Genomic DNA, 25703 nt, shown 5'->3' on the forward strand with positions numbered 1-25703 from the left:
ATGGCGCAGATCGCGGTGTTCGCGGCCCTGATCGCCGCGCTCGGCCTGCCCGGTGCGATCACCGTCGGGTTCAGTGGAGTGCCGATCACACTGCAGACGCTCGGGGTGATCCTCACCGGCGCGATCCTGGGCGCGCGCAAGGGCACGGCCGCGGTGGCGGTGTTCATCGCGCTGACGATGATCGGGCTGCCGCTGCTGTCCGGTGGCCGCACCGGACTCACCGCGCTGGCCTCGCCGACGGCCGGTTACCTGATCGGCTGGATTCCGGCGACGCTGGTCATCGGGCTGTTGACCGCGATGATCCTGCCGAAGTATCCGATCGTGTTCGGCCTGCTGATCAACGCACTCGGCGGCATCGTGATCATCTACCTGTTCGGCACCGCGGGACTGCTGGTGCGCACCGATCTCAGCCCGTGGGCGGCGGTGTCGACCAACTTCGCCTTCGTGCCGGGTGACCTGGCCAAGGTCGTGATCGCCACGGTCGTCGCGAAGGGTGTGCATCGCGCGTATCCCGGGCTGATCCGTGGCTGATCGCAGCGCGTCATGAGCGAGATCGTCGTCGACGCGGTGGGACACCGTTTCGGTGACCGGACCGTGCTGCGCGATATCGATCTGCGGATCACCGAACGCCGCGTCGGCTTCATCGGCGCCAATGGATCGGGCAAATCGACGCTGGCCCGGATGCTCAACGGATTGCTGAAGCCGACCACCGGCACCGTCACCGTCGACGGGCTCGACGTCGCCCGCAAGGGCGCGCAGGTGCGGCGCAAGGTCGGCTTCGTGTTCACCGACCCCGATACCCAGATCGTGATGCCGACAGTTGCCGAGGACCTCGCGTTCTCGTTGCGCCGCAGCGGCATGAGCAAGACCGATATCGCGGCACGGGTGCAGCGAATGCTGGACCGCTTCGGTCTCGTCGCGCACACCGACCATCCGGCACACCTGCTCTCCGGCGGGCAGAAACAGTTGCTGGCCATCGGTTCGGCGCTGATCCGCGAGCCCGAGGTGATCGTCGCCGACGAACCGACCACGCTGCTCGACCTGCGCAACGCGCGGCGGGTCTCGCAGGCACTGAACTCCCTCGATCAACAGGTGATCGTGGTGACCCACCAGCTCGGATTGCTCGACGGGTTCGATCGAGTCGTGGTGCTGGACAACGGTTGCGTCGTTTTCGACGGCGCACCGGCGGCGGCGATCGACGCGTATCGGCGCCTGATCGAATGATCGGCCTGTACTGCCCCGGCGACTCGCCGCTGCACCGGATGCCCGCGGGGGTGAAGCTGGCGCTGTTGCTGGTCTCGATCCTGGCGATGACAGTGTTCGTCCGGGGTCCGGTGGGTGTGCTGGTCGCCGCGGCGCTGGTGGCCGGCTTGTTCGCGCTCGCCCGCGTCTCCTGGCGGGTGGCCTTCGCCCAGGTGCGCCCGGTGCTGTGGATGACCGCGATCATCGGGGTGTTCCAGCTGCTCACCACCTCGCCGACGCGAGCCGTGGTGGTGTGCGGGGTGTTGCTCGTGTCGGTGGCCCTCGCGGCCCTGGTCACGGTGACCACGCGGGTCACCGCCATGCTCGATGCGCTGACTCGCGCGCTCGGCCCGCTGCGCCGCGTCGGTGTGAACCCGGAGCGGGTGAGTCTGCTTCTCGCGCTGGCCATTCGGTGTGTTCCGTTGCTGGCGCAGATCGTCCACGATGTCGGCGAGGCGCGGCGAGCGCGCGGGGTGTCGTGGTCGGCGACAGCACTGGTCACGCCTGTGCTGGTGCGGGCATTGCGGACCGCCGACGCGATGGGGGAAGCCCTGGCCGCACGCGGTGTCGACGACGACTGAAATCGGCCTTGCCATTCCTAGACGACCGGTCGTATAGTTCTCCGCATGGCACGACCACGGCGCAGCGACGACACGAGAGCGCTTCTCATCGAGGAGGGCGCGGTCGGCCTGCTGTCCAACGGCTACCACGGCACCGGCATCAAGCAGGTACTCGACAAGGTCGGGGTGCCGAAGGGTTCGTTCTACAACTACTTCGACAGCAAGGAGAGCTTCGCCCAGGCGGTCATCGAGCACCACTCGCAGTGCGTGCGGCGCAATCTCGCCGCCGCGTTCGCCGCGGCACCGGACCCACTCAGCGGTATCCGCGCCTTCTTCGCCACCCTGACCGACGATTTCGTCGCCTCCGAGTACACCGGCGGCTGCCTGATCGCCAACCTCGGTGGGGAACTGGAAGGTAGTGAGCTGCTGCGGAAGTCGCTGTCGAATGCCTGGGCGGTCTGGCGCGACGGCATCGCCGGCGCCTTGCGTGAGGCGCAGGCGCAGGACACCGTGCGCGCCGACATCGACGCCGTGGATCTGGCGGATCTGCTCCTCGAATCCTGGGAGGGTGCGGTGATCCGGATGAAGATCGACCGCACCGTCGAGCCGCTCGACAAATGTCTGCGTCGGCTGCTCGACGACTACTTCCGGCCGTAACTCCCGTCGGCGCCGATCCGGTGTCGACCTCACTGCCATCATCGGCCCTCGGGTCGTCCTTTGCGGTCGCCATTCCAAGACGACCGGTCGTATATTTGCCGAAAGGATCAGTTCATGTCCACATCGAAGACGGTCGTGGTGACCGGTGGTTCCAGCGGCATCGGGCGTGACGTCGCTCGTGCTCTCGTCGCCCGCGGCGACAACGTCGTTCTCGGCGGGCGCGACGCGGACAAGCTCGCCGAGGTCGCCGCCGAACTGGCCGCGCCCGAGCAGGTGGCTGCCGTGGTCGGTGACATCGCCTCGCCCGCAACGGGTTCGGCGTACGTGCGCACCGCGCTCGATCGGTTCGGCCGGGTCGACGCGCTGATCAACAGCGCGGGCGTCTTCGGGGCCACGCCGTTCGTCGACGTCACCGAGGCCGAACTCGATCGCTACCTCGGCGGCAACCTCAAGGGGACCTACTTCACCACCCAGGCCGTCGTTCGACAGCTGCTCGCCCAGGGCGAAGGCGGCAGCATCGTCAACATCGGCACGGTTCTGATCGACCACGCCCTCGCCGGTCTGCCCGCCTCGGCCGCGCTCATCAGCAAGGGCGGTGTGCACGCGCTCACCACCAGCCTGGCCGCCGAACTCGCCTCCGCCGGAATCCGGGTGAACGCGGTGGCCCCCGGCATCATCCGCACCCCGCTCTTCGGTGACGGTGACGAGCGCGCGTCGGGCGCGCTGGCGTTGCTGAACCGGATCGGCGAGGTCGCCGACACCACCGCGGCCGTGCTGTATCTCGCCGACGCCGAGTTCGTCACCGGCCACATCCTGCCCGTCGACGGCGGCTTCATTTCCGGCCGAGCAGCCTGAATCAGCGAAAACAGCTCCTACACAACGGATTCGGGTGCGCAGCGCCCCGACCTCCGGTCATCCTGTGAGAGCTGCACCCATCGAAAGGACACGCTCATGCCGTACGTGAACATCAAGGTCACCAATGAAGGGGTCACCACCGAGCAGAAGGCGCAGCTCATCAAGGGCGTCACCGATCTGCTCTTCGATGTGCTCGGCAAGGATCCCGACCACACCTTCGTGGTGATCGACGAAGTGCCGCTGACAGATTGGGGTGTGGGCGGGCTGAACGTCGCCGAGTACCGGGCGAAGCGCGCGGCCGAGAGCTGAGTGATCCGAGAGCTGAGTGATCGGTGAGCCGGAACATCCGTCCGGCTCACCGACTCAGGCGGGTCCGTCGAACGGCACCGAGGCGTCGAGTGCGAACCAGCCCATCGGGATTCGCTTGCCCCGCGTCGAGAAGTAGCTCGGGCCCAGCCACAGGTCCGGTTCGATCTCGCGGAGTTCGTCGTAGATCCGCCGGGCGGGTCTGCGGGAGCCCACGCGAGGATCGTCGTAGTCGAAGAGCACCGCCGGTCGTCCGTCGATCACGGAATCACCGACCGTGGCAACGAAATTCAACGCACGGATGCCGCCGAGCAGGCGGAAGACATTGTGGCCGACCGCCGCCTCGTCCACGTGACGAAACGACTTGGCCACCCAGAAGTACGACGGCCGAGCCATCGCCGTCCCCAGTAGTCGCTCGCCGGACCCGGGGAACGAACGCATCGTCACGTCGCCGTCGAGCCGCGCGAAGTCGGCCGCCGTCACGTCGGGAGCCCCGGCGAAGAGCCCGCGGAATTCGGTGGTTCCCGCCGCGGACAGCGCGTCGAGGCGGGGTCGGTGGTCGGACGGGCTGCGGACCGGCATCAGGCCGGGCGCGGACAAGGGTGTCGGCTTCATGGGCGGACTCGATTCTGTCGAAACTCGGTCCTCGCATGGTGCCAAGTGGCGGCGCCCACCGGTGCCGTTTTCGCCGGAGGCGACAACAGCGGGCCGCGACGCATACTGCGTCGCGGCCCGCTGTCTGTGGTCGTCCTACCGGTCGCGCAGGGCGTACGGCTCGACCGCGCCGCGCTCCAATGCCCGCGCGTCGATGGTCTCGGCGCGGTAGGGGAGCAGGGCGAGACGGTCGCGCATACCGCGGACCGGGTCGTCGATCTTCTCGTTCAGGCCGAACAGGAAGGTCCATTCGTGCTCGTCGCTGCCGTAGGGGACCACGGTGGCGAACTGCTCGTGGAAACGACCCCACGAACGCTTCAGCGTCTCGTTGCGCCACATGGTCGCGCAGCCGGCCTGCGCCGACAGCACGCCGCCGGGGGCGAGCAGTGCCTTACATCGGGACAGGAACTCCGACTCGTAGAGGCGGTTGTGCTGGGCGTCCTCGACACGCTCGTCGGGCAGATCGATGACGATCACGTCGTAGCGGGTACCCGCCGCCTGCGCGTTCGCCAGGAAGTCCCAGCCGTCGGCGTAGTGCACGTGGACCGGGCCCTCGTGCCGCACCGCGGCGGCGAGCTCGGCGGTGGTGTAGCCGTAGGGCAGGTGCTCGGCGCACAGCTCCACTTCGCGCTGATCGATATCGACGTGGTCGACCAGGGTCGCCCCGGCCGCCACCGACATCTGCGAGGCCACACCCTCACCGGAACCGATGATCAGCACCCGATCGAGCTTCTCCGCCAGCACGAACGCCGGGACCATCATGGCCTCGTGGTAGGTGACCTGGGAGAACTCGGTGGACTGACGATCGTCGTCGGAGAACAGGGAGATCCCCTGATCGGTCCGCGCGATCACCATGTGCTGGAACGGGGTGTTCGTATCCACGATCACCTCGTGCAGATCCCAGATCCGGGTCAGGCCGTCGCCCACCGGTTCGTAGATCTTCTCGGCGCCGTGGCCACGCTGGACCGTCTGCATCCGAACTGTGGTGGGGGACAACTTGTCTCGGAGCAGTTCGACTGCTTTCGTCGCGCCCGCACCGATGCTGCCGCAGGTGAAGACGTCGACGAAGATGTCGCCGGACTCCGGATAAGTGTGAATCGAGGCGTGAGACTCCGACAACAGCGCGAGGACGGTCACCCCCTGCGGATCGAACTTTTTATGAACGACTTCGCAGATGGTGACGCCCGCCGCGATCAGAGACTCACGCAACGCCGATTCGAGTCGTTCGAGATCGTCACACAGGGTTGTGTCGACGCCACCGAACTCGGCCAGCACGTGCCAACCGGTGAATTCCGCCGTCATGGGCAAACTCACTCTCGCTCAGCGCCCGAGACATGAACGGTCAAGGGCGGAAAACCATTGAAGGACACCGACGAATAACTCGCGGTATAGGCGCCGGTGTGCAGGATCTGAATCCGGTCACCGGCTCGCAACGTGGTCGGCAGAAGGACCTTCGTGCGTTGATACAGTACATCGTCGCCGTCGCAGGTCGGACCCGCGACCACCGCCTCCGACACCGGATCGCCGTCGCGATCGGTGACGAAACGGTAAGCGATGTACTCGTTCTCGGTCTCGGCCATACCGTTGTATCGGCCGATGTCGAGATACACCCAGCGCCGGCCATCCGGCGCGAATCGCACACCGACGACCTCGGCGTGCACAGTGCCCGCGTTACCCACCAGCGCACGGCCGGGTTCCACGATCAGGCCGATGGCCGCGGGCAGGAACTCGGCGGCGGCACCGGTGATGGCGGCCGCGATCGCGTCGAGTTCGGGGGCGGCGTCCACGTAGGAGATCGGCAGACCGCCGCCCACATTGACCGCCGTGACGTGAATGTCCTTGTCCGCCAACGCCGTGACGATCGCACCGGCCTGCTCGATGCCGATCCGCCATGCGGCGGGGTCGAGCTGCTGGGAACCGACGTGGAAATAGGGGCCGCCGACCCTCAGGCCCAGATCCCGGGCGCGCACCAGCAGCCGCAGAGCTTCGGCGGGCGCGCACCCGAACTTCGTGCCGAACGGGGTCCGTGATTCGGGGGCCGAGGACAGGAACCGGCACTCGACCTCGGAGCCGGGCGCGTGCTCGGCGATGCGGTCGAGGTCGTCCTCGGTGTCGAAGGCATAGCGGCGCACGCCGAGGGCGAAGGCGCGCGCGATATGGGCGCTCTTCTTGATCGGGTTGCCGTAGCAGAGCCGCTCGGGCGCGACGCCGAGGTCGAGGCACTGCTCGATCTCGCCGATGCTGGCGACGTCGAACTCGGCGCCCTCGTCGTCGAGCAGGGTGATCAGTTCCGCCACCGGCGCCGCCTTGATCGCGTACCTGATCCGGGTGCCGACAGCGACGGCGGCGTCGAGGGTTCGGTAGTTGGCACGTACCCGCTCGGGGTCGATGACAAGGTACGGAGATTCGGGCACAGGTGAACTTTCGGTCGGCGGCCGGGAGAGACTATCAGCGGCGCCTACCCAACAACGAATCCGTCAAACATTCGTCATATTCGTCATAGGCAATTGGTATTACTCAACCTGCCGTGACTGTGACCTCGTCGAACACGACCTCACCCGCGGCGTCGGATTCCTCGAGATCCACGATCGCCGTGAGCGCCCAGCCGTGATCACCCGCGGGGTCGTCGATCACCTGCCGCACATGCCAGAAACCGGGCCGCTGCTCGATCTGGAACAGCTGCGGGCCGCGCGCGTCGGGGCCGGTGCCGATCGTGGCGTACTCGTCGAAGTAGGGGGCGAAGTCCTCGGCCCAGTCGGGGCCGGTGCCGAGTTGGTCGAGTTCGTACCAGCGGCGTCGCGACGCCAGCTCCACCCGGCGGAACATGGCGTTGCGCACCATGATCCGGAAGGCGCGTTCGTTGGCGGTGATCGGGCGCACCGTTTCGGCGCCGAACGCTACCTGCTGGGCGTCGTTCTCGGCGCCGGGGTTGGTGAGCTGTTCCCACTCGTCGAGCAGGCTCGAGTCGACCTGGCGGATCAGCTCGCCGAGCCATTCGGTGAGGTCGTCGAGATCCTCGGTGCGGGCGGCGTCGGGCACGGTGCGGCGCAGGGCGCGGTAGGCATCGGCGAGGTAGCGCAGCACGACGCCTTCGGAGCGGGTCAGTTCGTAGTGCGAGATCAGTTCGGCGAAGGTCATCGCGCGTTCGATCATGTCGCGCACCACCGACTTCGGTGACGGCGCGAATTCCGACACCCACGGGTGGCCCGCTCGGTAGGTCTCGAACATCGGATCGATCAGCTCGGCCAGGGGTTTGGGCCAGGTGACGTCCTCCAGGAGCTCCATGCGCTCCTCGTATTCGATACCGTCGGCCTTCATTTCGTTGACGGCGACACCACGGGCCTTGTGCTGCTGGGCCATCAGCAGCTGGCGTGGGTCCTCGAGGGTGGCCTCGATCAGGGAGACGACATCGAGTGTGTAGGTGGGACTTTCGCGATCGAGAAGGTCGAACGCGGCCAGCGCGAACGGCGACAGTGGTTGATCCAGTGCGAAATCGCGTTGCAGGTCGACGGTGAGCCGCGCCATTCGGCCCTTCGCGTCGGGTTCGGAAAGTTGTTGCACCACACCGGCATCGCGCAGCGAACGGTACAGGCGCAGGGCTCGCAGGATGTGCTTGCGTTGCGCGGGACGCGGCTCGTGGTTGTCCTCGAGCAGGTGACGCATCGCGTAGAAGCAGTTGCCCGGGCGGGCGATCACATTGAGCAGCATCGAGTTGGTCACCGCGAAGCGCGACACCATCGGCTCGGGCGGGGCGGCGATCAGCCGGTCGAAGGTCTCCTCGCTCCACGAGACGAAACCCTCCGGGGGCTTGCGGCGCACCACTTTTCGCTGCTTCTTCGGATCATCGCCCGCCTTGGCGATGAGACGGGTGTTCTCGACCTCGTGCTCGGGGGCCTGCACCACCACGGTGCCCATGGTGTCGTAGCCCGCGCGACCCGCGCGCCCGGCGATCTGATGGAACTCACGGGCTTTGAGCCTGCGGGTGCGCACACCGTCGTACTTGGTGAGACCGGTGAGCAGCACGGTGCGGATCGGGACGTTGATGCCGACGCCGAGGGTGTCGGTACCGCACACCACTTTCAGCAGGCCGTCCTGAGCGAGCTTCTCCACCAGGCGGCGATATTTGGGCAGCATGCCCGCGTGGTGCACACCGATGCCGTGACGGATCAGCCGCGACAGCGTTTTACCGAAGCCCGATGCGAACCGGAAATCGCCGATGGCGGCGGCGATCGCGTCCTTCTCGGCACGGGAGGCGAAGTTCACGCTCGTCAGCGCCTGCGCGCGTTCGAGTGCGGCGGCCTGGGTGAAGTGCACCACGTAGACCGGCGCCTGGTGAGTGGTCACCAGCTCTTCGAGGGTTTCGGTGATAGGGGTGCGCACGTACGAGAACGTCAGCGGCACAGGACGTTCGGTGCCCGCGACCACCGTGGTCGAGCGGCCGGTGCGCGCTTGAAGATCGGTGGCGAAGAAGTCCACCTCGCCCAATGTCGCCGACATCAGCAGGAATTGGGCGCGCGGAAGTTCGATGATCGGCACCTGCCACGCCCAGCCACGGTCCGGGTCGGCGTAGAAATGGAACTCGTCCATCACAATCTGGCCGACCTCTGCCGCCGCGCCCTCGCGCAACGCCAGGTTCGCCAGGATCTCCGCCGTGGCGCAGATGATCGGGGCGTCGGCGTTGACCGCCGCGTCACCGGTTACCATGCCGACGTTCTCCGCGCCGAACACCTCACACAGCGCGAAGAACTTTTCGCTGACCAGCGCCTTGATCGGCGCGGTGTAGTAGCTGCGCTGCCCGTTGGCCATGGCGAACAGGTGCGCGCCGACCGCCACCAGAGACTTTCCGGAGCCGGTCGGCGTCGCCAGAATGACATTGGACCCCGACGCCAACTCCATCAGCGCCTCGTCCTGCGCTGGATACAGGGTTGTGCCCTGCTCGGCAGCCCACGCCGCGAACGACTCGTAGAGCGCGTCGGCGTCGGTCCCGGGAATTTCCAGTAGGTCGGTCAGATCCACTCCGACCACCCTAGTGGGTGTGGGGGGTCAGTCCTTACCGTCGCCGGAGGTGTCGTCGTAACCGCCCTGCTCGGCCAGGAAACGCTCGAACTCCGCGCCGAGCTCCTCACCGCTGGGCAGTTCCCCGTCGGCGGCGAGCAGGCTGGACTGGCGTTCCTGCGCGGTGACGAAACTGTCGTACTGGCGTTCCAGCGCTGTGACGACCGTCTCCACCTCCTCGTTGCCCGCGATGTGCTCGGCGACCTGCTCACGCACGCGCGCGGCCGCCTCACCCAGCGCCGAGAGCGGCAGGTCCAGGCCCGCGTTGTCGGCGAAGTTCTCCAGCAGCGTCTGCGCGGCCTCGGGGTAATCGGTCTGGGCCAGGTAGTGCGGCACGTGCACCGAGAAACCGAGCGATTCGTGGCCGTGCTGAGCCATCCGGTACTCGAGCAGCGACGACGCGCTGCCCGGCACCTGCAACTCGCCAGGCCAGCGCTGGTGCTCGCCGATCAGCGAACGATCCGAGGAATGCGCGGTGACACCGAGCGGACGGGTGTGCGGGATCGCCATCGGGATCGCCGACAGGCCGATCGTGCGCCGCACGCCGAGCTGTTCGGCCAGCAGCCGCACCGCAGTGGTGAACTTCTCCCAGCGCAGGTCCGGTTCCAGGCCCGAGAGCAGCAGGAACGGGGTGCCCGCGGTGTCGCGCAGCGCCCACAGGTTCAGTTCCGGTTCCGCGTAGTCGGCGAAATGATCGGTCTTGAACGTCATCAGCGGGCGGCGTGAACGGTAATCGAGCAACTCGTCGACATCGAAGGAGGCGACCAGCTCCGATTCGAGGCTCTCGCGCAGATGGGTCGTCGCCAGACGCACGGCGTGTCCGGCGTCGGTGAAACCTTCCAGACCGTGCACCAGCACGGGGCCCGCACCGTCGTCCGAGGACAACTGCGGCGCCGGAAACTCCAGTTCGTACATATGCGACTGGTCATCCATCGCGTTTCTCCTTCCTGCGCGGTCCACCATCGCTCGCGGGGGTGGGGAAGCGGATCTCCATTGTCCCCCACGCGAGCAGTGCCATCACACACGGCCGGGGACGGCTCGTCCTGTTAGGCAACAGCATGGACACCGCGCGCATTCCCGCCCGGCGCGGGGACCGGGCTGTGCCGCGCATCCCGTCCGGCGTGGCGCGACCGGGCCGATCGGGGCGGTGGGGCACAGTGGACGGTGTGAACATGGCGCAGGCGACACCGATCCGCGCGGGTGATCCGGGCCTGCGCCGCTGGTGGCTGGGGTTGGTGGCCGTGTCGTTCGCGCTCACCGGGTGTGCGCAGAGCGTCAGCGGGACGCCGGTCGCCGAGAGCGCGGTCTCGGTGCGGCAGATCGATGGTTCGCTGGCCGAGCTACTGCCCGCGCCATCGCAGTTTCCGGCCCGGTATCCGGCGGTTGTGCTGCCCGCGCAGGCGGCGGCGGCCGCCGCGGGCGATCTCGACGGAGTGGGGGCGGGCGCGACCGTCAGCCCGGCGACATGCACGCCGGTCGAGGCCGAGCCCGGCGGGGAGCCCGCGGCGGTGGCGGTGGGGACCGATGACGCGAGCCGGGCCACCCTGACCGTCGAGTTGTCGCGCAGCGCCGAACCGGTGTCGTCGCTGCGCGATCGGCTCGACGAGTGCGGGCTGATCCAGGTTCGGCGGGCGGGTGCGGGGTCCACGGTCACGACCGCGCTCGACCGGGTGACCCCCGCCGGTACCGACGATGCGATAGCGTTGCGGCGCACCGTGGTTCCCGACGTCGGCGGTGCGGGGCTGACCCAGACGATGCAGACCTCGATCGGGCAGATCGGCGATGTACGCATCACGGTGACGTCGATGACTTTCGGTGCGGGACAACCGGATACGGCCGCGGTGGACGAGATGTTCGCCACCGCCGCCGCCGCCGTACGCGGTAGCTGAAGCGCCTACCACCAGGCGGTGACAGGTTCGCCCACGGCGCGTGGCCGGGACCGGGGTTGCTCCACAGCTTCGGCGCTACGCACAGGGCGGATGAAAGCCCAGGTCGGTGCAGCCGGTGTGCGCGAGCCGGCGGGCACCGTGGAGCCATGACGCCTTCGACGAACCCCACCCGCCGGGTCAAGCGCTCCGGACCGTTTCCCCGCGCACTCGGCTGCGCCGAATCCACTCCCCGCTATCCCGGCGGACTGCCGCGTCCGCCGCTGCGGGTCGACGAACCCGGTGAGCTGATCGCCGCCCTGCCCGCGATGCTCGGTTTCGTCCCCGAACGGTCCCTCGTCATCGCCGTGTTGCACGAGGTGGCGGGCGGCGCGGCCGAGGCGATCGAGGCGGTGGTGCGCTTCGACCTCGACGTGGCCACCGACATCCGGCTCCTCGACCAGTTCACCGCCTGCCTGGCATCGATCTGCCTGCGCGAAGAAGCGACCGGCGTGCTCGCCGTCTTCGTCGAGGACCGCGCCGAGTTCGACGGCGAGGAAGTCCTGCGCGCGGCCGAATTGATCGAGGTACTGGCCGAGGACGGGATCGCGGTCCGCGGCGCCTGGTCGGTCCCCGCGATCGCGGCGGGCGAACGCTACCGCAGCGTGTTCGGCCTGGTCGGGACCGGCCTGGTCGCCGATCCGTCGTCCTCGATCGTCGCGGTGTCACATGTGCTGGAAGGCAAGCAGATTCGCGGTTCGCGCCAGGAGATGACGGCGCTGATGGTTCCCGACGAACTGCTGAGCGTGCGCGTGCGCGCCCAGCTCGGGCCTGCGGACGCGCGGTACCGGGGTGGGCTGGCGGCGGCGACGCGCGCCGGGAACGCCACGGCCTATCAGCGACGGGCGCTGGAATGGGTGCTGTGGCAGATCGCCGACACCGCGTCCGGCGCACCGCGTGCCGCGCGCGAACTCGCGCGACTGGCCGTGACCCTGCGTGACCGGCCGATCCGCGACGCGGTATACGGCCTGGCGGTCGGCGATCACGCCGAGGCCGCCGAGCGGCTGTGGGCGCAGCTGGCCAGGGCGACACCCGGTACCGACCGCGCCGAAGCAGCGGCCCTGCTCGGGTTCAGCGCATACCTGCGCGGCGACGGACCGTTCGCCGGCGTCGCGATCGCCGCTGCCGTCGAGGCCGACGCCGAGCACGCGATGGCGATGCTGCTGGAGACCTCACTCCAGACCGGGCTGCGGCCCGAACGGCTGCGCAGACTCGCGCTGTGTGGTCACCAGATCGCCGCCGATCTCGGCGTCGACATCGGCCCGATCACCCTGTGAGGCAGGCAGGTCAGTGAGCGCTGTGAGCCTTGGTGCCGAGGGAACGCAGGAAATCCCAGGCGTCGGAAACGATCTCGTCGAGGTCGTTGTGCTCGGGTCGCCAGCCCAGTTCGGCGACCGCGCGGTCACTGGAGGCGATCAGGACGGCCGGATCGCCGGCGCGGCGCGGCGCGTCGATCGTCTCGATCGGCAGACCGGTGACCCGCTCGCACGCCGAGATCACTTCGCGCACCGAAAAACCCGTGCCCGAACCCAGGTTGCAGATCCGGTGCGTGCCCGGCTGCGACGACGACAGCGCGAGCAGATGCGCCTGCGCCAGGTCGCGGATGTGGATGTAGTCACGCACACACGTACCGTCCGGTGTCGGCCAGTCGGTGCCGTACACCGAAATGGCCTTGCGGTGACCCAGTGCCACCTGCAACACGAGGGGGATCAGATGTGTTTCCACCACCCGGTTCTCGCCGAGCCCGGCATAGGCGCCCGCCACGTTGAAATAGCGCAGGCTGGTCGCGGCCAGATCGTGCGCCACCGCGTAGGAGGTGATGGCGTGATCGATGGCCAGCTTGCTCGCACCATAGGGATTGGTGGGGCGAGTGGGCGAGGCTTCGGTGATCGGGACCTGTTCGGGCTCGCCGTACACCGCGGCGGTGGAGGAGAACACCAGGCGGGGTGTCCCGGTCTCGCGGATCGCCTCGAGCAGCGTCAGCGTCTTCACGACGTTGCCGTGCCAGTACTTCTCCGGCTGCTCCACCGACTCGCCGACCAGCGACTGCGCCGCGAAATGCAGAACACCATCGAAGGATTCGGCACGCAGCAGATCGGGAGCGGCGACGGCGATATCGCCGTCGACGAACCGGGCACCGGCCGGCACCCCGTCGGCGTTACCGGTCGAGAGGTCATCGACTACGACCACCTCGTGGCCCTGTTCGAGCAGCACGGCGGCGCAGCCGCCACCCACGTAGCCGGCGCCGCCGGTGACAAGAAGTTTCACGAATCAGACCAGCCTCACCTGGACGGCATGCGCCATCTCTTCGGACAGTTCGAAACCGTTGTGGCCCGGCACCGTGATCAGCACCGCACCCGGCTTGGTCTCCACGGTAACGCGTGCGTCGGGCACCACGCCCGCCTCACGCAACCGCCCGATGACCTCCGGGTCGGTCTGGATGTGCTCGGCCAGCCTGCGCACGACCACCGCGTGCAGCGCGCCGTTGGGCAGATCGGAGAGCCGGATCAGCTTCTCCTCGGCGGCGGGCACGTCGCCGAGGCCGAGTTCGTCCAGACCGGGGATGGGGTTGCCGTAGGGCGAGGTGGTCGGGTGGTTGAGCACCTCGATCAGGCGCCGCTCCACCTCCTCGCTCATCACGTGCTCCCAGCGACACGCCTCGGCGTGGACGTTCTCCCAGTCCAAACCGATGATGTCGACCAGCAACCGCTCGGCGAGCCGGTGCTTGCGCATCACCGAGACGGCCATGGAACGGCCCTTGTCGGTGAGCTCGAGATGGCGGTCGCCCGCGACGAGCAACAGGCCGTCGCGCTCCATCCGCGCGACCGTCTGGCTCACCGTCGGACCACTCTGCTCGAGGCGTTCGGCGATGCGTGCCCGCAACGGCACCACGCCCTCTTCCTCGAGGTCGTAGATGGTACGGAGATACATCTCCGTGGTGTCGACCAGATCCTTCACCTGATACCCCTTCGTCAGCACGAATTCTACCCACGCGCGAACGCCGGTCCGCCCGTCGGACCAGCGGCCCTATTTCTACTGCATGTCAACGCCGCACGGGGGCTGCTGCTTCCGGCTAGCGTGGCGACCATGGTCACGTCGCCGCGCAGCGAAACCAGTGGGACCGTCGTGTGGACCGAGCGATTCCTCGGCTACACCTGGAGTCCGGAGCATCCGATGAAGCCGGCGCGCCTGCAATACACCATGTCGCTGGCCGAAAGCCTAGGTCTTCTCGACGGTGTCGAGCCATTGGCGCCCGACGCGGCCACTCAGGCCGACCTGATGCGGGTCCACAGCAGCTCCTACATCGAGGCGGTGCGCCGGGCCGGACAGGGGCCGCCGACGCCCGAGGATGCCCTCTACGGGCTCGGAACCGCCGATAATCCGGTGTTCCCGCACATGCACGAGGCCGCGTCGGTGATCGTCGGCGGCACTCTCGCCGCCGCCCGGGAGATCGCGGCGGGCCGTACTCGCCGGGCCGTGAGCATCGGCGGTGGAATGCACCACGCCATGCCGGATTCGGCGGCGGGGTTCTGCGTCTACAACGATGCCGCGATCGCCATCTCGTGGCTGCTCGACCACGGCTTCGACCGCATCGCCTACCTCGATGTCGACGTCCATCACGGCGACGGCGTGCAACGCGCGTTCTATGCCGATCCCCGGGTGCTCACGGTGTCGATACACCAGCATCCGGCGACGTTGTGGCCCAATACCGGCTGGCCGGAGGAGACCGGGGTCGGGGCGGCCGACGGTACCTCGATCAATCTGGCGCTGCTGCCGGGCACCCGGGATGCGCAGTGGCTGAGGGGGTTTCACGCGGTGGTGCCCGGCGCGGTCGCCGCCTTCCGGCCGCAGATCATCATCAGCCAGTGCGGTGTCGACACCCACCGCGAAGATCCGCTGGCCGACCTGGAACTCACCGTCGACGGCCAGCGCGCGGCCTTCCTCGCGATGCGCGACCTCGCCGACGAACACGCCGAAGGGCGGTGGCTGGCCATCGGCGGCGGCGGATACGGCGTGGTGCGGGTGGTGCCGCGCGCCTGGACCCACCTGCTCGCCGCGGCACTCGACCGGCCTCTGGCCCCCGAAACGCCGGTGCCCGCCGACTGGATCGACCAGGTCCGAGCATCCGCGCCGCGCGTGCAACCACCGACGACCATGGGTGACGGAGGCGACACCGCCTACCGGGCCTGGGACGGTCCCGGCGGCACACCCGAGATCGGCGACGCGGGCCAGATCCGCGCACAGCGCGCGGTCGACACCGCCATCACGGCCACTCGGCGGGCCGGTTTCGGCCTGCTCGGGCTCGATCCGGAGGATCCTCGTGACTGAGCCGCTGCTACCCGACACCGCCGACACGCCCGCGAATCCGCCTGCGCCGCCGCAGCATTGGTACGGCGATGTGCTCGCCGCCGACGGTGGCGTGGTCCGGGTGCGCCCGATCGTGCCCGCCGATGCCGACGCGCTCGCGGCCTTTCACACCGGCCTGTCCGATCGCACCCGATACCTGCGCTATTTCGGTCCGTACCCGCAGATCTCGCCGAAGGACATGTACCGCACCACCCACGTCGACTACCGCGATCGGGTCGGTCTCGTCGCGGTCCTCGGCACGTCGATCATCGGCGTGGCCCGCTACGAACTGCTCGCCCGGCCGGGCCCACGCGCGGCCGAGGTGGCGTTCGTGGTCGCCGACGAGCACCAAGGGCGTGGGCTCGGCTCGGTGTTGCTCGAACACCTCGCCGGTGCCGCCGCCGAGAACGAGGTGATCGCCTTCGTCGCCGAGGTGCTGGCCGAGAACGAGGCCATGATCACGGTCTTCCGTGAGGCCGGCTACCAACTGCAGCGCAGTCGTGACGGTTCCGAGGTACACCTCGAATTCGCCATCGACCCCACCGAAGCGCTTCGCACCGTGCGGGATTCGCGGGAGGCGGCCTCGGAAGCGCGCAGTGTCGGCAATCTGCTCGCACCCGGTTCGGTCGCGGTGATCGGCGCGTCACCGGAACAGACCAGGGTCGGCGGCGCGGTCCTCGCGAATCTGCTGGCAGGCGGTTTCAGCGGGCCCGTGTTCCCGGTGAACCTGCACCGGCGCTCGGTCCGTGGCGTGCGCGCCTACGCCACGGTGAGCGAGATCCCCGACGAGGTGGACCTGGCGGTGGTGGCGGTGCCACCGGCCGCGATCGGGGCGGTCCTCGACGACTGCATGGCCAAGGGGGTCAAGGGTCTGGTCGTGTTGACCGCGGGCTTCGGCGAGACCGGGGCGGCCGGGCTGGCCGCCGAACACGACCTGGTCGCCGCGGCGCGCGGGCACGGGATGCGGGTGGTCGGCCCCAGCGCGCTCGGCATCGCCAACACCGACCCTGCGGTCGGCCTCAACGCCACCTTGGCCCCGGTGCTTCCCCAGCGCGGGCGAATCGGCTTCTTCTGCCAGTCCGGCCCGCTCGGCGCGGCGATCCTCGGCGAGGCCGCGGCCCGCAATCTCGGCCTGTCGACGTTCGTCTCGGCGGGAAACCGGGCCGACGTCTCGGGCAACGACCTGCTCCAGTACTGGGACACCGCCGCCGATACCGAGGTGATTCTGCTGTACCTGGAGAGCTTCGGCAACCCGCGCAAGTTCTCCCGGCTGGCACGCCGGGTGGCCCGCGGCAAACCGATCGTGGCGGTGAGCAGCGGCCGCCTGGCGGCCGGCGCCGACATGGACCGCATCGTGGTCCGCGACCTCTTCGGCCAGGCCGGGATCATCCAGGTCGACTCCATCTCCGAACTGTTCGACTGTGCCGCCCTGCTGGCCTGTCAGCCACTGCCGAAGGGTCCCCGGGTCGCCGTGGTCGGCAACAGCGCCGCGCTGAACTGGCTGGCCATCGACGCCGCCCGCAGCGAAGGGCTGCGGGTGCACCGGCCCGTCACCGCTGTCGACCGAGGCCCCGGCGCCCGACCCACCGAACGCGGCGTGCAGGGCGCGCGGCCGCTGGAGCCGGACCTGCGCAGCGCTCCGGTGGAGCGGGCCGAGCGAGGCGCGGAGCGTGCCGGGCGGACGGCGTGGGGATTGCGCGGTGCGCGGCGGGGTAGCCGGAGCCTTGATGCCGGGGCGACCGGCCGGACCGCGGACAGCGCCGGGCCGACCAGCCACTCCGAGGACGGTGTCGGGCCGACCGTGCGGAGCGTGGGTGCTGCGATCGTGGACGGACCGGTGGATCTCGGACCGGAGGCGACACCGGCCGACTTCCGGGAAGCGGTCCTCGCCGCGCTGCGCAGCGAGGAGGTCGACGCGGTGATCGTCGTGGTCGCCCCGCCTGTTCCGGTGCCGATGGAAGGCTTCGGGGATGCACTGCGGGCGGCCGCCGCGGCGGCGCCGGACAAGCCGGTGCTCACCACGTTCGTCGCGGAATCGGGCATTCCGCGACAGTTGGCGGTGCGTACCACCGCGGGCGCGCCGGCGCGTGGGTCCATCCCGTCCTATCCGGATCCCGAGCGGGCCGCGCGTGCGCTGGCCCGGGTGGACCGGTACGCGCGCTGGCGGGATCGGCCGATCTCGCCGGTGGTGCGCCCGCCCGGAATCGACACCGCGGCCGCGGCGGCGCTGGTGGAGGGCTGGCTCGCCGAGTCGGGCGGGCGGTGGCTCACCGACGAGGAGGCGGTGCGGTTACTCGGGTGCTACGGCATCGACGTGGTCGAGTTCCGGGCAGTCCGCGATGCCGACCAGGCGGTCGCCGCGGCCGAGGAACTCGGTTATCCGGTCGCGGCGAAGGCCACGGGGGAGCTGTGGCGGCGCCGACCGGATCTGATCGGGGTGCGTCTGGACCTGTGGGGACCGGACGCGGTTCGGCAGGCCTACACCGACCTGGTGGAGATCTGCGGCGATCCGCTGCTGCACGTGCAGCAGATGGCGACCAAGGGCGTCGGCTGCGTGCTGCGCGTCACCGACGACCCCTCGTTCGGGTCGGTCATCCAATTCGGCCTGTCCGGCATGATCATCGACCTGCTCGGCGACCGCGCCTACCGCGCCCTACCCCTGACCGAGGAGGAAGCGACCGCGCTCATCGACGCACCACGCGCGGCGCCACTGTTGTCGGACGGGCCGGGCCGAGTGGGTGTCGACAAAGCCGCGCTGGCCGAGCTGGCTCAACGCATTTCGGCCCTGTTCGACGACATCCCGCAGATGCGTGAACTCTCCTGCGACCCCGTGCTGGCCGCCTCCGCCTCGGCGGAGATCATCTACGCCCGAGCGCGCATCGGTCCGGAACCGAGCCGCTTCGACACCGGCCCCCGTCGGCTGGCCTGAACGATGGCCGGTGGGTCCGGTGGAACGAACAACGCCGACCGGCTCGCGACCCGGAGGGGAGGGGTGCGCGGTCGCCGGTCGGCGTTTCGGCAGACGACCCCGCGGGGCCGTCGAGTTCTCGGATCAGCTGGCGTAGGCGCGCAAGCGGTCGGCGCGGTCGCCCTTGCGCAGCTTGGACATGACCTCGCGCTCGATCTGGCGGACCCGCTCACGGGACAGGCCGAAGAGCTTGCCGATCTGGTCCAGGGTGCGCGGCTGGCCGTCGTCGAGACCGAAGCGCAGGCGGATGACCTGCTGTTCGCGCTCGTCGAGGGTGGCCAGGACGCTGCGCACGTCGTGGTGCAGCAGGCCGGCGATGACGGCGCTCTCCGCGGAGGTGGCCTCGGAGTCCTCGATGAAGTCGCCGAGGGGAGCCTCCTCGTCGTTGCCGACGGGCATGTCCAGGCTCACCGGGTCGCGGCTGTGATCGAGCAGATCGGCGATCTTCTCCACCGGGATGCCCGACTCGTTGGCGAGCTCGGCGTCGGTGGCCTCGCGGCCCAGCTGCTGATGCAGTTCACGCTTGATCCTGGCGAGCTTGTTCACCTGTTCGACCAGGTGCACGGGCAGCCGGATGGTGCGGCTCTGATCGGCCATGCCGCGGGTGATGGCCTGACGGATCCACCAGGTGGCGTAGGTGGAGAACTTGAAGCCCTTGGCGTAGTCGAACTTCTCCATCGCGCGGATCAGTCCGAGGTTGCCCTCCTGGATCAGGTCCAGCAGCGGCATGCCGCGGCCCGTGTAGCGCTTGGCCAGGGATACGACCAGACGCAGGTTGGCCTCGAGCAGGTGCGAGCGGGCGGCAGAGCCCTCGCGAACCAGAATCGCCAGGTCACGCTTGCGAGCCGCTGTCAACCGCTTACCGGTTGACAGCAGGTTCTGGGCATACAGGCCCGCCTCGATGCGCTTGGCCAATTCGACCTCGTCGGCCGCCGTGAGCAGTGCCGTGCGTCCGATTCCGTTGAGGTACACGCGTACCAGATCGGCTGCGGGGCTCTGGGCGTCGATATCGGCCTCGCTGGGGCGCAAACGAGTGGTGGCGGGGCTTGTCATGACTTGCCTCCTGTCGGTGGTGTCTCACTCCGATCAACGGACCCGACTTAGAGAAAGTTCCCGATCCCGCGGTCGATAAACCGCTCTGAGCTGCTGGTTCCCACCCCAACGGCTGAGAAGTTCCTGAGAAGAGCGTCGTGGTCGGAACTCGCCGCCACCGCGGGGCGGTTCAGACGGGCCGCACCAATCCGTGGCGGACGAGTCCGGCGACCACACCGAGGGCCTGGGCGGCGAATTCCGGCGTGACCTGCTCTGCTCCGTCGGCAAGGGCGAGTAGTTCGATCAGTTCGTACAACGGCAGCCCGTCGGGGCGCATTCCCGCGACCAGGGCGACCGTCGACTCGTCGACCTCGTGCTGCCAGCGTGGTCCGTCGCCGCGATGAAGCCGGGCCACCTGCTCGGTCCAGCCGAACTCGCCGGGCAGATACACCCGCTCCAACGCGGTCGCCGGGCTCGGCGCGAATCGGGATGCCCACGCGAGGTTCTCGTCGGCGGCCACCGCGCGCAACCACGCCGACCGCGCGAAATACCCGGCTACCTCGGTGCCGAGCGGGTCGTCGAAACCGTGGGTGAGGTCCTCGGCGAGGAGTTCGGTGGGGCCGTCGATCGCGCGCAGATAGACGAACCCGAACCCGACGCCCTCGACGTCGGCGGCCTCGAAGGCGTCGAGCCACCGCGTCGCCTGTTCCTGGGCGGCGGGGTCACGCGGGTCCAGGCCCGCATCGCGCAGCCAGGTGCCGACGTAGAGGCCCGGATCGGCGACGTCGCGCTGCACGACCCACGCGTCGACGCCGTGGGCGGGCAACCAGCTCGACACGCGTTGGCGCCAGTCCTCGCCGTCCACGTGCACCCAGGCGGCCAGCATGGCCGCCGTGCCGCCGGGCGCCAGTAGCTCGGGCGCCTGCCCGATGACCAGCTCGCTGGCGCCGTCCAGGGCGAGCCCGGAGTCGCGATAGGTGTGCTCGATGCGGGCCGGACCGACCACGAACGGCGGATTGGCCACGACCTGGTCGAAGCGTCGCCCGGCCACCGGCTCGAACCAGGACCCCTCGAGCAGTTCGATCTCGAGTTCGTTGAGTGCGGCCGTGGCCTGCGCCAGCCACAGGGCCCGCGCGTTGACGTCGGTCGCGGTGACCCGGCCGGCATACCCCGCCGCGTGCACGGCCTGCACACCGCAGCCGGTGCCCAGATCCAGCACGGTGCCGACCGGTTCGGTGGGTGTGGCGCGCAGCAACGACAGCGACGCGTGTCCGACGCCGAGGACGTGATCCTCGGTGAGCGTGCGCCGCCGCATCGAATCGTCGAGATCGGACAGGATCCACCGGGTACCCGCGCCGACATCGAGCGGCCGCAGATCCAGGGCGGCCCGTACCTGGTCACCGTCGCGCGTGAGCAGGCCCGCCGCCACCGCCGCGTCGATGCGCACCGGCGCCAGTGCGGTCGCGACGTCGCGCTCCGGCAGGACGTCTCCGAGCAGCAGCAACCGCACCAGCGTGCCGAGGTCGCCTGCCGCCCGCGCGGCCCGCCGCACCGGGACCGGCTCCGAACGGCTCAGTGCCGCATGCACATCGGGCCCCAACGCCTCGATGAGGGTGTCGGCGTCGTACCCGACCCGGATCAGCGCGGTGCGCAGGTCCGGGCACAGCGCGGTGAGCAGGGAGTCGGTCATCGTCGGGTTCGTAGGCACCCGACCACTCTGCCAGGGTCGCGAGCGCTGAGAACGACCAGCTGCCATTGCGTGTCGGCGCGTGCGCAGACCCTGGGCTCGCCGGAATATCGCGGTAGCCGCGGTGGCCACGTCGCTGTCCGCGGTGGTTCAGCCGGTGTACGGGTCCCTGGATGTCACGCAGTACAAGGCATTTCCGGGGTCACGCAGGACTATCCAGTGTTCGGCGTCGGTGACTCGGGTGGCGCCGAGGGATTCGTGCCAGGCCGCGGTGGCGGCGATGTTCGACGAGGCCAGATCGGGGTGCGCGCCCGTGGGGCCGGGTTCGTCGAGGCGTTGGAGCAGAAAGTGCAGTGGCTGGTCGGGCCCGCGCAGGCGCGAGAACTCCGGGCGGCGGCCGGGCTTGTGCGTCCAATCGGTGAGTGCCTGCCAGAAGGTGGTATCGGCGTCGATGTCGGTGGGGGACAGGTCGAGGCAGATCTGGTCGAGGCGGGTCACTGTGCCATCGGGTGCGGTCGACACCGTGATCGGCGCCGGACCGAGACCGGCCGGTTCGGTGGACGGAATGAGGCAGAACGTCTGTCCGGCAGGCGATTCCAGCACGGTGTAGCCACCTGGCTCGGCGACGACACGGGCGCCGAGCCCGGTCGCGGTCGCTACCGCCGCGGGGAGATCGTCGACGTCGAGATCGAGGTGGATGCCACCGTCGTCGTGGACGGCTTGCATCTTGATCCACGCGGGCCCGGTGGCGGGCAGCAGGGTGACGAACTCATCGTGTTCGCCGCGCGGTTCCGACACGGTGGAGTCGGTGACCTTCGCCCAGAACCGCGCGCAGTCGGCGAAAGTATCGACGGGCCGGTCGAGAAAGGCCCAGGTCCAGCGAATCATGCTGTCTCCCTTCCGATATGAGGGCACCCGTAAAGCCGTCGGCCGGATTCGGTTGTCCTGTCGGGCAGCTCGGCGTCCTGTTCGAACGGTAGGCGGCCCGCGCTCCGCTGTCGACAGCCTTGTCGGTTCGGCGCGGGGCCGCGCTGTCACGGCCCCTGCGTGCGCAGCCAGCCGGTCGTCCGCGTCTGGCCAACCCCGCCGGTGGCAGGATGTTGACGAAACATGTCACACCGGCCACTCGCTCGCCCGGCGTCGATCCGGCACGCTGGCCGAGTGACCGATTTACGTGCCCCTGCGCCGCCCACCGGCGACGACTCGGCCGACAACCCCACGTCCGCACCGGCATCGGTCACCGACGAACGTCGTCGACTCCATCCCGCGTGGATCGTGGCGGGCGTCGGCTTCGTCGCCCTGCTCGGCGCGGCCGCCTTCCGCTCGGTCCCCAGCGTCCTCATCGAGCCGCTGCACACCGAATTCGGTTGGTCGCACGCCACGATCTCCACCGCCATCTCGCTGAATATGCTGCTCTACGGTCTGATCTCGCCGTTCGCCGCCGCGCTGATGGACCGATTCGGCATCCGCAAGGTGGTGTGTTCGGCGCTGGTGCTGATCGCCGCGGGCAGCGGGCTGACGGTGTTCATGACCCAGGCTTGGCAGCTGGTGGCGACGTGGGGACTGCTGGTGGGTGTCGGCGTCGGGTCGATGTCCATGCCGTTCGTCGCGACCATCACGGGTCGCTGGTTCGTCCAGAGCCGTGGCCTGGTCACCGGAGTGCTCACCGCGGCGGGCGCCACCGGGCAGCTGGTGTTCCTGCCGCTGGTGTCGATGTTGGCCACCGAGCACGGCTGGCGGCTGCCCTCGTTGATCGTGGCGGCGGTGGCGCTGTCGGTGGTGCCGCTGGTCTGGCTGTTCGTGCGCGACTACCCCAGCGATGTCGGTGTGCGCGCGTACGGGGCGCCCGCTGGTTCCGACGCGGGCGCACGAGTTCCCATCGCGGGCGGTGCCAACCGGGCGTTGAAGGTGCTGGCCTCGGCCGCGCGCCGGCCCGGATTCTGGCTGCTGGCAGGTGGTTTCGCGATCTGCGGGGCCTCGACGAACGGCCTGGTCGGCACTCATTTCGTCACCGCGGCCCACGACCACGGCATGCCGCCGACCACCGCGGCCGGACTGCTCGCACTGGTCGGGATCTTCGATGTGGCGGGCACCATCGCCTCGGGCTGGCTCTCGGACCGCGTGGATCCGCGCTACCTGCTGCTCGGCTACTACTCGCTGCGCGGGCTCTCGCTGCTGATCCTGCCGTCGCTGCTCGGCCCGCACACCGAACCGAGTATGTGGGTGTTCATCGTGTTCTACGGCCTGGACTGGATCGCGACCGTCCCGCCGACCGTGCTGCTGTGCCGCGAACTCTTCGGCGCCGACGGCCCTATCGCGTTCGGCTGGGTCTTCGCCGCCCACCAGGTCGGCGCCGCCGTGGCCGCCACCGGCGCGGGCTTCATCCGCGACGTCCAGGGCACCTACGACCTCGCCTGGTACGTGGCGGGAGCGCTCTGCGGGATCGCCGCGGTCATGTCGATGCTGGTCCGCAGACCGAAAACAGCCGTGTAGCCGAACCGGCAGCAGTTATTCCAGCGTCTTGTGCTGTCCGGATTCCAGCGCGATCTGGTTCGTGCGGCCGTCCCAGCGGCTGGGTTCGTCCTTGGTCCGCGGCGGGCGGTCGTTGGCGATCAGCACCGCGATCCACGGCAGCGGCACCGAGGCGGCGATGATCAGGATCGAGAGCAGCGGGTTCTCGAACGCGCTGTAGGCGATCGCGGCCAGGATCAGGCAGGGGATCCGGAAGGCCATGATGAACGTGTAGCGGCGCACCCTGGCGCGATGCTGGTCGTCGAGCGAGGGCGCGGCCTCGGTGATCAGCACGGCGTGTTCGGCGGGGGCGGGCCGGAAGAACCCACGCGAGGACTTGGGCTCGGGGGGCATCGTCACTTCCGGGTCCGGCTTCGGTTCGTCGGCGCCTGGGACATCGCCGTAGGACTGCATACCCCGAGTCTTCCACTCGGCGTCATCGAGCGCACACGCGGCTGGTCAGCGGCCCGGGGTCGGGATGCGGCATCATGGAAGGCGTGAGTACAGACACTCTGGTACGCCCGGAAACCACGACCGACGAGACGACCAGCGACGACACCCCCAAATTCTTCCACTACGTGAAGAAGGACCGGATCGCCGAGAGTGCCGTGATGGGCACGATGGTCGTCGCCCTGTGTGGCGAGGTTTTCCCGGTGACGCGTTCGGCCAAGCCCGGCTCGCCCGTGTGCCCGGACTGCAAGAAGGTCTACGAGGGCTTGCGCAAGGACGGCGACTGAGCCGAGTGCTCGGTCGGTGACGCCGGTGCCTCGGGTGAGGCCCCGGCGATTTCGTCGTGCTCATCGCCATCATCATCGTCGTCACCGCGCACCTGGCTGGTGATCCATTCCTTGACCTGCTCGATCCGGGTGGCCCGGGCAGGCCAGAACTCCTGAACGGCGGCATTGAACTCCGCGCCCAGGATCACCGCGAAGCCGAGAAAGTACGTGAACAGCAGGAACGCGATCGGGGTGGCCAGCGCGCCGTAGCTCACCCCGGTGGCGGTGATCCACGACAGGTACCGGCGCAGCAGGTCGCTGGCCGCCATGAAGAAGACCCCGGCCACCAGCGCGCCGCCGAACAGCCGATGCCACGGCAGGGATTTGTGCAGGGCCAGCTTGTAGAGCGTGGTCAGCCCGACGATCAGCAGCAGCCCGACGATCGGGTAGTAGAACGTGTCGATCAGCCGCAATCCCGGCTCCCGCCACGCCCCGGGCAGCACCCGCCCGATCCTGGTCGGACCCAGTGCGATCACCGGCAGGATGAGCACCGCGGCCACCAGGAACTGCACGTAGAGCAGCAGCGCGAAGATCCGCTGCCAGATCGGATGACGGGCGTCCTGCTGTCCGTGCGCCTCCACGATGGCGTCGACGAAGGTGGCCATCGCCGAGGATCCGGCCCACAGCGACAACACGAAACCCACCGACACCAGCGCGCCGCGCCCTCGGCCGAGCACGTCGTCGACGGTCGGTTCGATCAGATCCGAGACCACCGACGGGCTGAAGAACTCACGGCTGAACGCGATGATCTTGCTCTCCACGATCTGCACGGTGTCGGGCCCGAACAACCCGCCCACATAGCCGAGGCTGCCGAGGAGGCCGAGCAGCAGCGGTGCCAGCGACAGTGTCTGCCAGAACGCCGCCGCCGCGGACTTGGCGAAAATCGAGTTGTCCCAGCACTTCACCGCGACCCGGACCACCAGTCGCCATGCCGTGGCCAGCCAGCGCACCCACGGCGCGTGATCGCTGCGACGTTGCGGAGCGGCCTGCGCGCCGACCGGAGGGCGCGCGGGCGAGTCGCGGGGCGGGAGCGCCTGCGCCGGGTGCGCCGCGTCGGCAGCCGGGACCTGGTCGTTGTTCATCTCGGTGTCAAGCATCCCGCACGTGGGGGGTCTGTGTGGTGCGGGC

General features: G+C 69.1%; 24 protein-coding genes. 12 read left to right on the forward strand and 12 right to left on the reverse strand.

What is annotated here, in order from left to right; genetic code table 11:
- From ACFVJ5_RS19390 to ACFVJ5_RS19415, 6 genes are all read left to right on the forward strand, one after another.
- Positions 1-531 (forward strand): biotin transporter BioY, encoded by a 531-nt coding sequence (locus ACFVJ5_RS19390; protein WP_379221939.1) that lies wholly within the window; start codon positions 1-3, stop codon positions 529-531.
- 12 nt (positions 532-543) lie between these two features.
- Positions 544-1224 (forward strand): energy-coupling factor ABC transporter ATP-binding protein, encoded by a 681-nt coding sequence (locus tag ACFVJ5_RS19395; RefSeq protein ID WP_379221768.1) that lies wholly within the window; start codon positions 544-546, stop codon positions 1222-1224.
- Positions 1221-1823, forward strand: coding sequence for an energy-coupling factor transporter transmembrane component T family protein (locus ACFVJ5_RS19400; protein ID WP_379221770.1), 603 nt, complete (start codon positions 1221-1223; stop codon positions 1821-1823). Before ACFVJ5_RS19395 ends, ACFVJ5_RS19400 begins: the two co-directional genes overlap by 4 nt.
- Positions 1824-1868: 45 nt before the next feature.
- Positions 1869-2459, forward strand: a complete 591-nt coding sequence (locus tag ACFVJ5_RS19405) for a TetR family transcriptional regulator C-terminal domain-containing protein (RefSeq protein ID WP_379221772.1) — start codon at positions 1869-1871, stop codon at positions 2457-2459.
- Positions 2460-2573: 114 nt separating this feature from the next.
- Positions 2574-3314, forward strand: coding sequence for an SDR family NAD(P)-dependent oxidoreductase (locus ACFVJ5_RS19410; RefSeq protein WP_379221774.1), 741 nt, complete (start codon positions 2574-2576; stop codon positions 3312-3314).
- Positions 3315-3410: 96 nt separating this feature from the next.
- Positions 3411-3623, forward strand: coding sequence for a 4-oxalocrotonate tautomerase family protein (locus ACFVJ5_RS19415; RefSeq protein WP_379221776.1), 213 nt, complete (start codon positions 3411-3413; stop codon positions 3621-3623).
- A 54-nt stretch (positions 3624-3677) separates the two neighbouring features.
- Here the strand turns inward: ACFVJ5_RS19415 and ACFVJ5_RS19420 are convergent, their stop codons facing one another.
- From ACFVJ5_RS19420 to ACFVJ5_RS19440, 5 genes are all read right to left on the reverse strand, one after another.
- Positions 3678-4235, reverse strand: coding sequence for a hypothetical protein (locus tag ACFVJ5_RS19420; RefSeq protein WP_379221777.1), 558 nt, complete (start codon positions 4233-4235; stop codon positions 3678-3680).
- 135 nt (positions 4236-4370) lie between these two features.
- Positions 4371-5576: an adenosylmethionine decarboxylase gene (gene speD, locus ACFVJ5_RS19425; protein ID WP_379221779.1), complete on the reverse strand. Its 1206-nt coding sequence runs from the start codon at positions 5574-5576 to the stop codon at positions 4371-4373.
- A gap of 8 nt (positions 5577-5584) precedes the next feature.
- The gene (locus ACFVJ5_RS19430) at positions 5585-6688 is read right to left on the reverse strand and encodes a type III PLP-dependent enzyme (RefSeq protein ID WP_379221781.1); all 1104 of its coding nucleotides are present in this window, start codon (positions 6686-6688) and stop codon (positions 5585-5587) included.
- A 103-nt stretch (positions 6689-6791) separates the two neighbouring features.
- Positions 6792-9290, reverse strand: coding sequence for a DEAD/DEAH box helicase (locus tag ACFVJ5_RS19435; protein WP_379221783.1), 2499 nt, complete (start codon positions 9288-9290; stop codon positions 6792-6794).
- 27 nt (positions 9291-9317) lie between these two features.
- The gene (locus tag ACFVJ5_RS19440) at positions 9318-10262 is read right to left on the reverse strand and encodes a PAC2 family protein (protein ID WP_378626654.1); all 945 of its coding nucleotides are present in this window, start codon (positions 10260-10262) and stop codon (positions 9318-9320) included.
- Between the two features lie 125 nt (positions 10263-10387).
- On the opposite strand from ACFVJ5_RS19440, the gene ACFVJ5_RS19445 reads away from it, so the two are divergent.
- Positions 10388-11218, forward strand: a complete 831-nt coding sequence (locus tag ACFVJ5_RS19445; protein ID WP_379221785.1) for a sensor domain-containing protein — start codon at positions 10388-10390, stop codon at positions 11216-11218.
- Positions 11219-11364: 146 nt separating this feature from the next.
- Positions 11365-12531: a DUF4192 domain-containing protein gene (locus ACFVJ5_RS19450; protein WP_379221787.1), complete on the forward strand. Its 1167-nt coding sequence runs from the start codon at positions 11365-11367 to the stop codon at positions 12529-12531.
- A gap of 10 nt (positions 12532-12541) precedes the next feature.
- On the opposite strand, the gene galE is transcribed toward ACFVJ5_RS19450, so the two are convergent.
- Together galE and ACFVJ5_RS19460 are read right to left on the reverse strand one after the other, a co-directional pair.
- Positions 12542-13522, reverse strand: coding sequence for a UDP-glucose 4-epimerase GalE (galE, locus tag ACFVJ5_RS19455; protein WP_379221788.1), 981 nt, complete (start codon positions 13520-13522; stop codon positions 12542-12544).
- A gap of 3 nt (positions 13523-13525) precedes the next feature.
- Positions 13526-14212: a metal-dependent transcriptional regulator gene (locus ACFVJ5_RS19460; RefSeq protein ID WP_379221941.1), complete on the reverse strand. Its 687-nt coding sequence runs from the start codon at positions 14210-14212 to the stop codon at positions 13526-13528.
- A 129-nt stretch (positions 14213-14341) separates the two neighbouring features.
- Between ACFVJ5_RS19460 and ACFVJ5_RS19465 the strand changes: the two genes are divergently transcribed.
- Both ACFVJ5_RS19465 and ACFVJ5_RS19470 read left to right on the forward strand, forming a co-directional pair.
- Positions 14342-15583, forward strand: a complete 1242-nt coding sequence (locus ACFVJ5_RS19465) for an acetoin utilization protein AcuC (RefSeq protein ID WP_379221790.1) — start codon at positions 14342-14344, stop codon at positions 15581-15583.
- On the forward strand, positions 15576-18530 hold the full coding sequence (locus tag ACFVJ5_RS19470; RefSeq protein WP_379221792.1) for a GNAT family N-acetyltransferase: 2955 nt from the start codon (positions 15576-15578) through the stop codon (positions 18528-18530). Before ACFVJ5_RS19465 ends, ACFVJ5_RS19470 begins: the two co-directional genes overlap by 8 nt.
- 123 nt (positions 18531-18653) lie before the next feature.
- On the opposite strand, the gene ACFVJ5_RS19475 is transcribed toward ACFVJ5_RS19470, so the two are convergent.
- From ACFVJ5_RS19475 to ACFVJ5_RS19485, 3 genes are all read right to left on the reverse strand, one after another.
- Positions 18654-19622, reverse strand: a complete 969-nt coding sequence (locus tag ACFVJ5_RS19475) for a sigma-70 family RNA polymerase sigma factor (RefSeq protein WP_056811283.1) — start codon at positions 19620-19622, stop codon at positions 18654-18656.
- 169 nt (positions 19623-19791) lie between these two features.
- Entirely contained in the window at positions 19792-21291 is a 1500-nt protein-coding gene (locus ACFVJ5_RS19480; protein WP_379221794.1) for a methyltransferase, read from the reverse strand.
- A gap of 147 nt (positions 21292-21438) precedes the next feature.
- The gene (locus ACFVJ5_RS19485; protein ID WP_379221796.1) at positions 21439-22176 is read right to left on the reverse strand and encodes a VOC family protein; all 738 of its coding nucleotides are present in this window, start codon (positions 22174-22176) and stop codon (positions 21439-21441) included.
- A gap of 273 nt (positions 22177-22449) precedes the next feature.
- On the opposite strand from ACFVJ5_RS19485, the gene ACFVJ5_RS19490 reads away from it, so the two are divergent.
- Positions 22450-23781, forward strand: a complete 1332-nt coding sequence (locus ACFVJ5_RS19490) for an MFS transporter (protein WP_379221798.1) — start codon at positions 22450-22452, stop codon at positions 23779-23781.
- Positions 23782-23796: 15 nt separating this feature from the next.
- Here ACFVJ5_RS19490 and ACFVJ5_RS19495 read toward each other — a convergent pair whose 3' ends face one another.
- On the reverse strand, positions 23797-24153 hold the full coding sequence (locus tag ACFVJ5_RS19495; RefSeq protein WP_379221943.1) for a DUF3099 domain-containing protein: 357 nt from the start codon (positions 24151-24153) through the stop codon (positions 23797-23799).
- A 143-nt stretch (positions 24154-24296) separates the two neighbouring features.
- Between ACFVJ5_RS19495 and ACFVJ5_RS19500 the strand changes: the two genes are divergently transcribed.
- The gene (locus tag ACFVJ5_RS19500; protein ID WP_056815556.1) at positions 24297-24536 is read left to right on the forward strand and encodes a DUF3039 domain-containing protein; all 240 of its coding nucleotides are present in this window, start codon (positions 24297-24299) and stop codon (positions 24534-24536) included.
- Here ACFVJ5_RS19500 and ACFVJ5_RS19505 read toward each other — a convergent pair.
- Positions 24506-25672: a YihY/virulence factor BrkB family protein gene (locus tag ACFVJ5_RS19505; protein ID WP_379221800.1), complete on the reverse strand. Its 1167-nt coding sequence runs from the start codon at positions 25670-25672 to the stop codon at positions 24506-24508. The genes ACFVJ5_RS19500 and ACFVJ5_RS19505 overlap by 31 nt on opposite strands.
- Positions 25673-25703 lie beyond the last annotated feature (31 nt).

This window comes from Nocardia sp. NPDC127606, from assembly GCF_042671725.1.
In the GTDB taxonomy this organism is placed as follows: Bacteria; Actinomycetota; Actinomycetes; order Mycobacteriales; family Mycobacteriaceae; genus Nocardia.

What these genes read in the sequence shown, in the direction of transcription:
- ACFVJ5_RS19390 (WP_379221939.1), top strand. Translation starts at nt 1, where the DNA reads ATGGCGCAGATCGCGGTGTTCGCGGCCCTGATCGCCGCGCTCGGCCTG.
- ACFVJ5_RS19395 (WP_379221768.1), top strand. Translation starts at nt 544, where the DNA reads ATGAGCGAGATCGTCGTCGACGCGGTGGGACACCGTTTCGGTGACCGG.
- ACFVJ5_RS19400 (WP_379221770.1), top strand. Translation starts at nt 1,221, where the DNA reads ATGATCGGCCTGTACTGCCCCGGCGACTCGCCGCTGCACCGGATGCCC.
- ACFVJ5_RS19405 (WP_379221772.1), top strand. Translation starts at nt 1,869, where the DNA reads ATGGCACGACCACGGCGCAGCGACGACACGAGAGCGCTTCTCATCGAG.
- ACFVJ5_RS19410 (WP_379221774.1), top strand. Translation starts at nt 2,574, where the DNA reads ATGTCCACATCGAAGACGGTCGTGGTGACCGGTGGTTCCAGCGGCATC.
- ACFVJ5_RS19415 (WP_379221776.1), top strand. Translation starts at nt 3,411, where the DNA reads ATGCCGTACGTGAACATCAAGGTCACCAATGAAGGGGTCACCACCGAG.
- ACFVJ5_RS19420 (WP_379221777.1), bottom strand. Translation starts at nt 4,235, where the DNA reads ATGAAGCCGACACCCTTGTCCGCGCCCGGCCTGATGCCGGTCCGCAGC.
- speD (WP_379221779.1), bottom strand. Translation starts at nt 5,576, where the DNA reads ATGACGGCGGAATTCACCGGTTGGCACGTGCTGGCCGAGTTCGGTGGC.
- ACFVJ5_RS19440 (WP_378626654.1), bottom strand. Translation starts at nt 10,262, where the DNA reads ATGGATGACCAGTCGCATATGTACGAACTGGAGTTTCCGGCGCCGCAG.
- ACFVJ5_RS19445 (WP_379221785.1), top strand. Translation starts at nt 10,388, where the DNA reads ATGGACACCGCGCGCATTCCCGCCCGGCGCGGGGACCGGGCTGTGCCG.
- ACFVJ5_RS19450 (WP_379221787.1), top strand. Translation starts at nt 11,365, where the DNA reads ATGACGCCTTCGACGAACCCCACCCGCCGGGTCAAGCGCTCCGGACCG.
- ACFVJ5_RS19465 (WP_379221790.1), top strand. Translation starts at nt 14,342, where the DNA reads ATGGTCACGTCGCCGCGCAGCGAAACCAGTGGGACCGTCGTGTGGACC.
- ACFVJ5_RS19475 (WP_056811283.1), bottom strand. Translation starts at nt 19,622, where the DNA reads ATGACAAGCCCCGCCACCACTCGTTTGCGCCCCAGCGAGGCCGATATC.
- ACFVJ5_RS19480 (WP_379221794.1), bottom strand. Translation starts at nt 21,291, where the DNA reads ATGACCGACTCCCTGCTCACCGCGCTGTGCCCGGACCTGCGCACCGCG.
- ACFVJ5_RS19485 (WP_379221796.1), bottom strand. Translation starts at nt 22,176, where the DNA reads ATGATTCGCTGGACCTGGGCCTTTCTCGACCGGCCCGTCGATACTTTC.
- ACFVJ5_RS19495 (WP_379221943.1), bottom strand. Translation starts at nt 24,153, where the DNA reads ATGCCCCCCGAGCCCAAGTCCTCGCGTGGGTTCTTCCGGCCCGCCCCC.
- ACFVJ5_RS19505 (WP_379221800.1), bottom strand. Translation starts at nt 25,672, where the DNA reads ATGCTTGACACCGAGATGAACAACGACCAGGTCCCGGCTGCCGACGCG.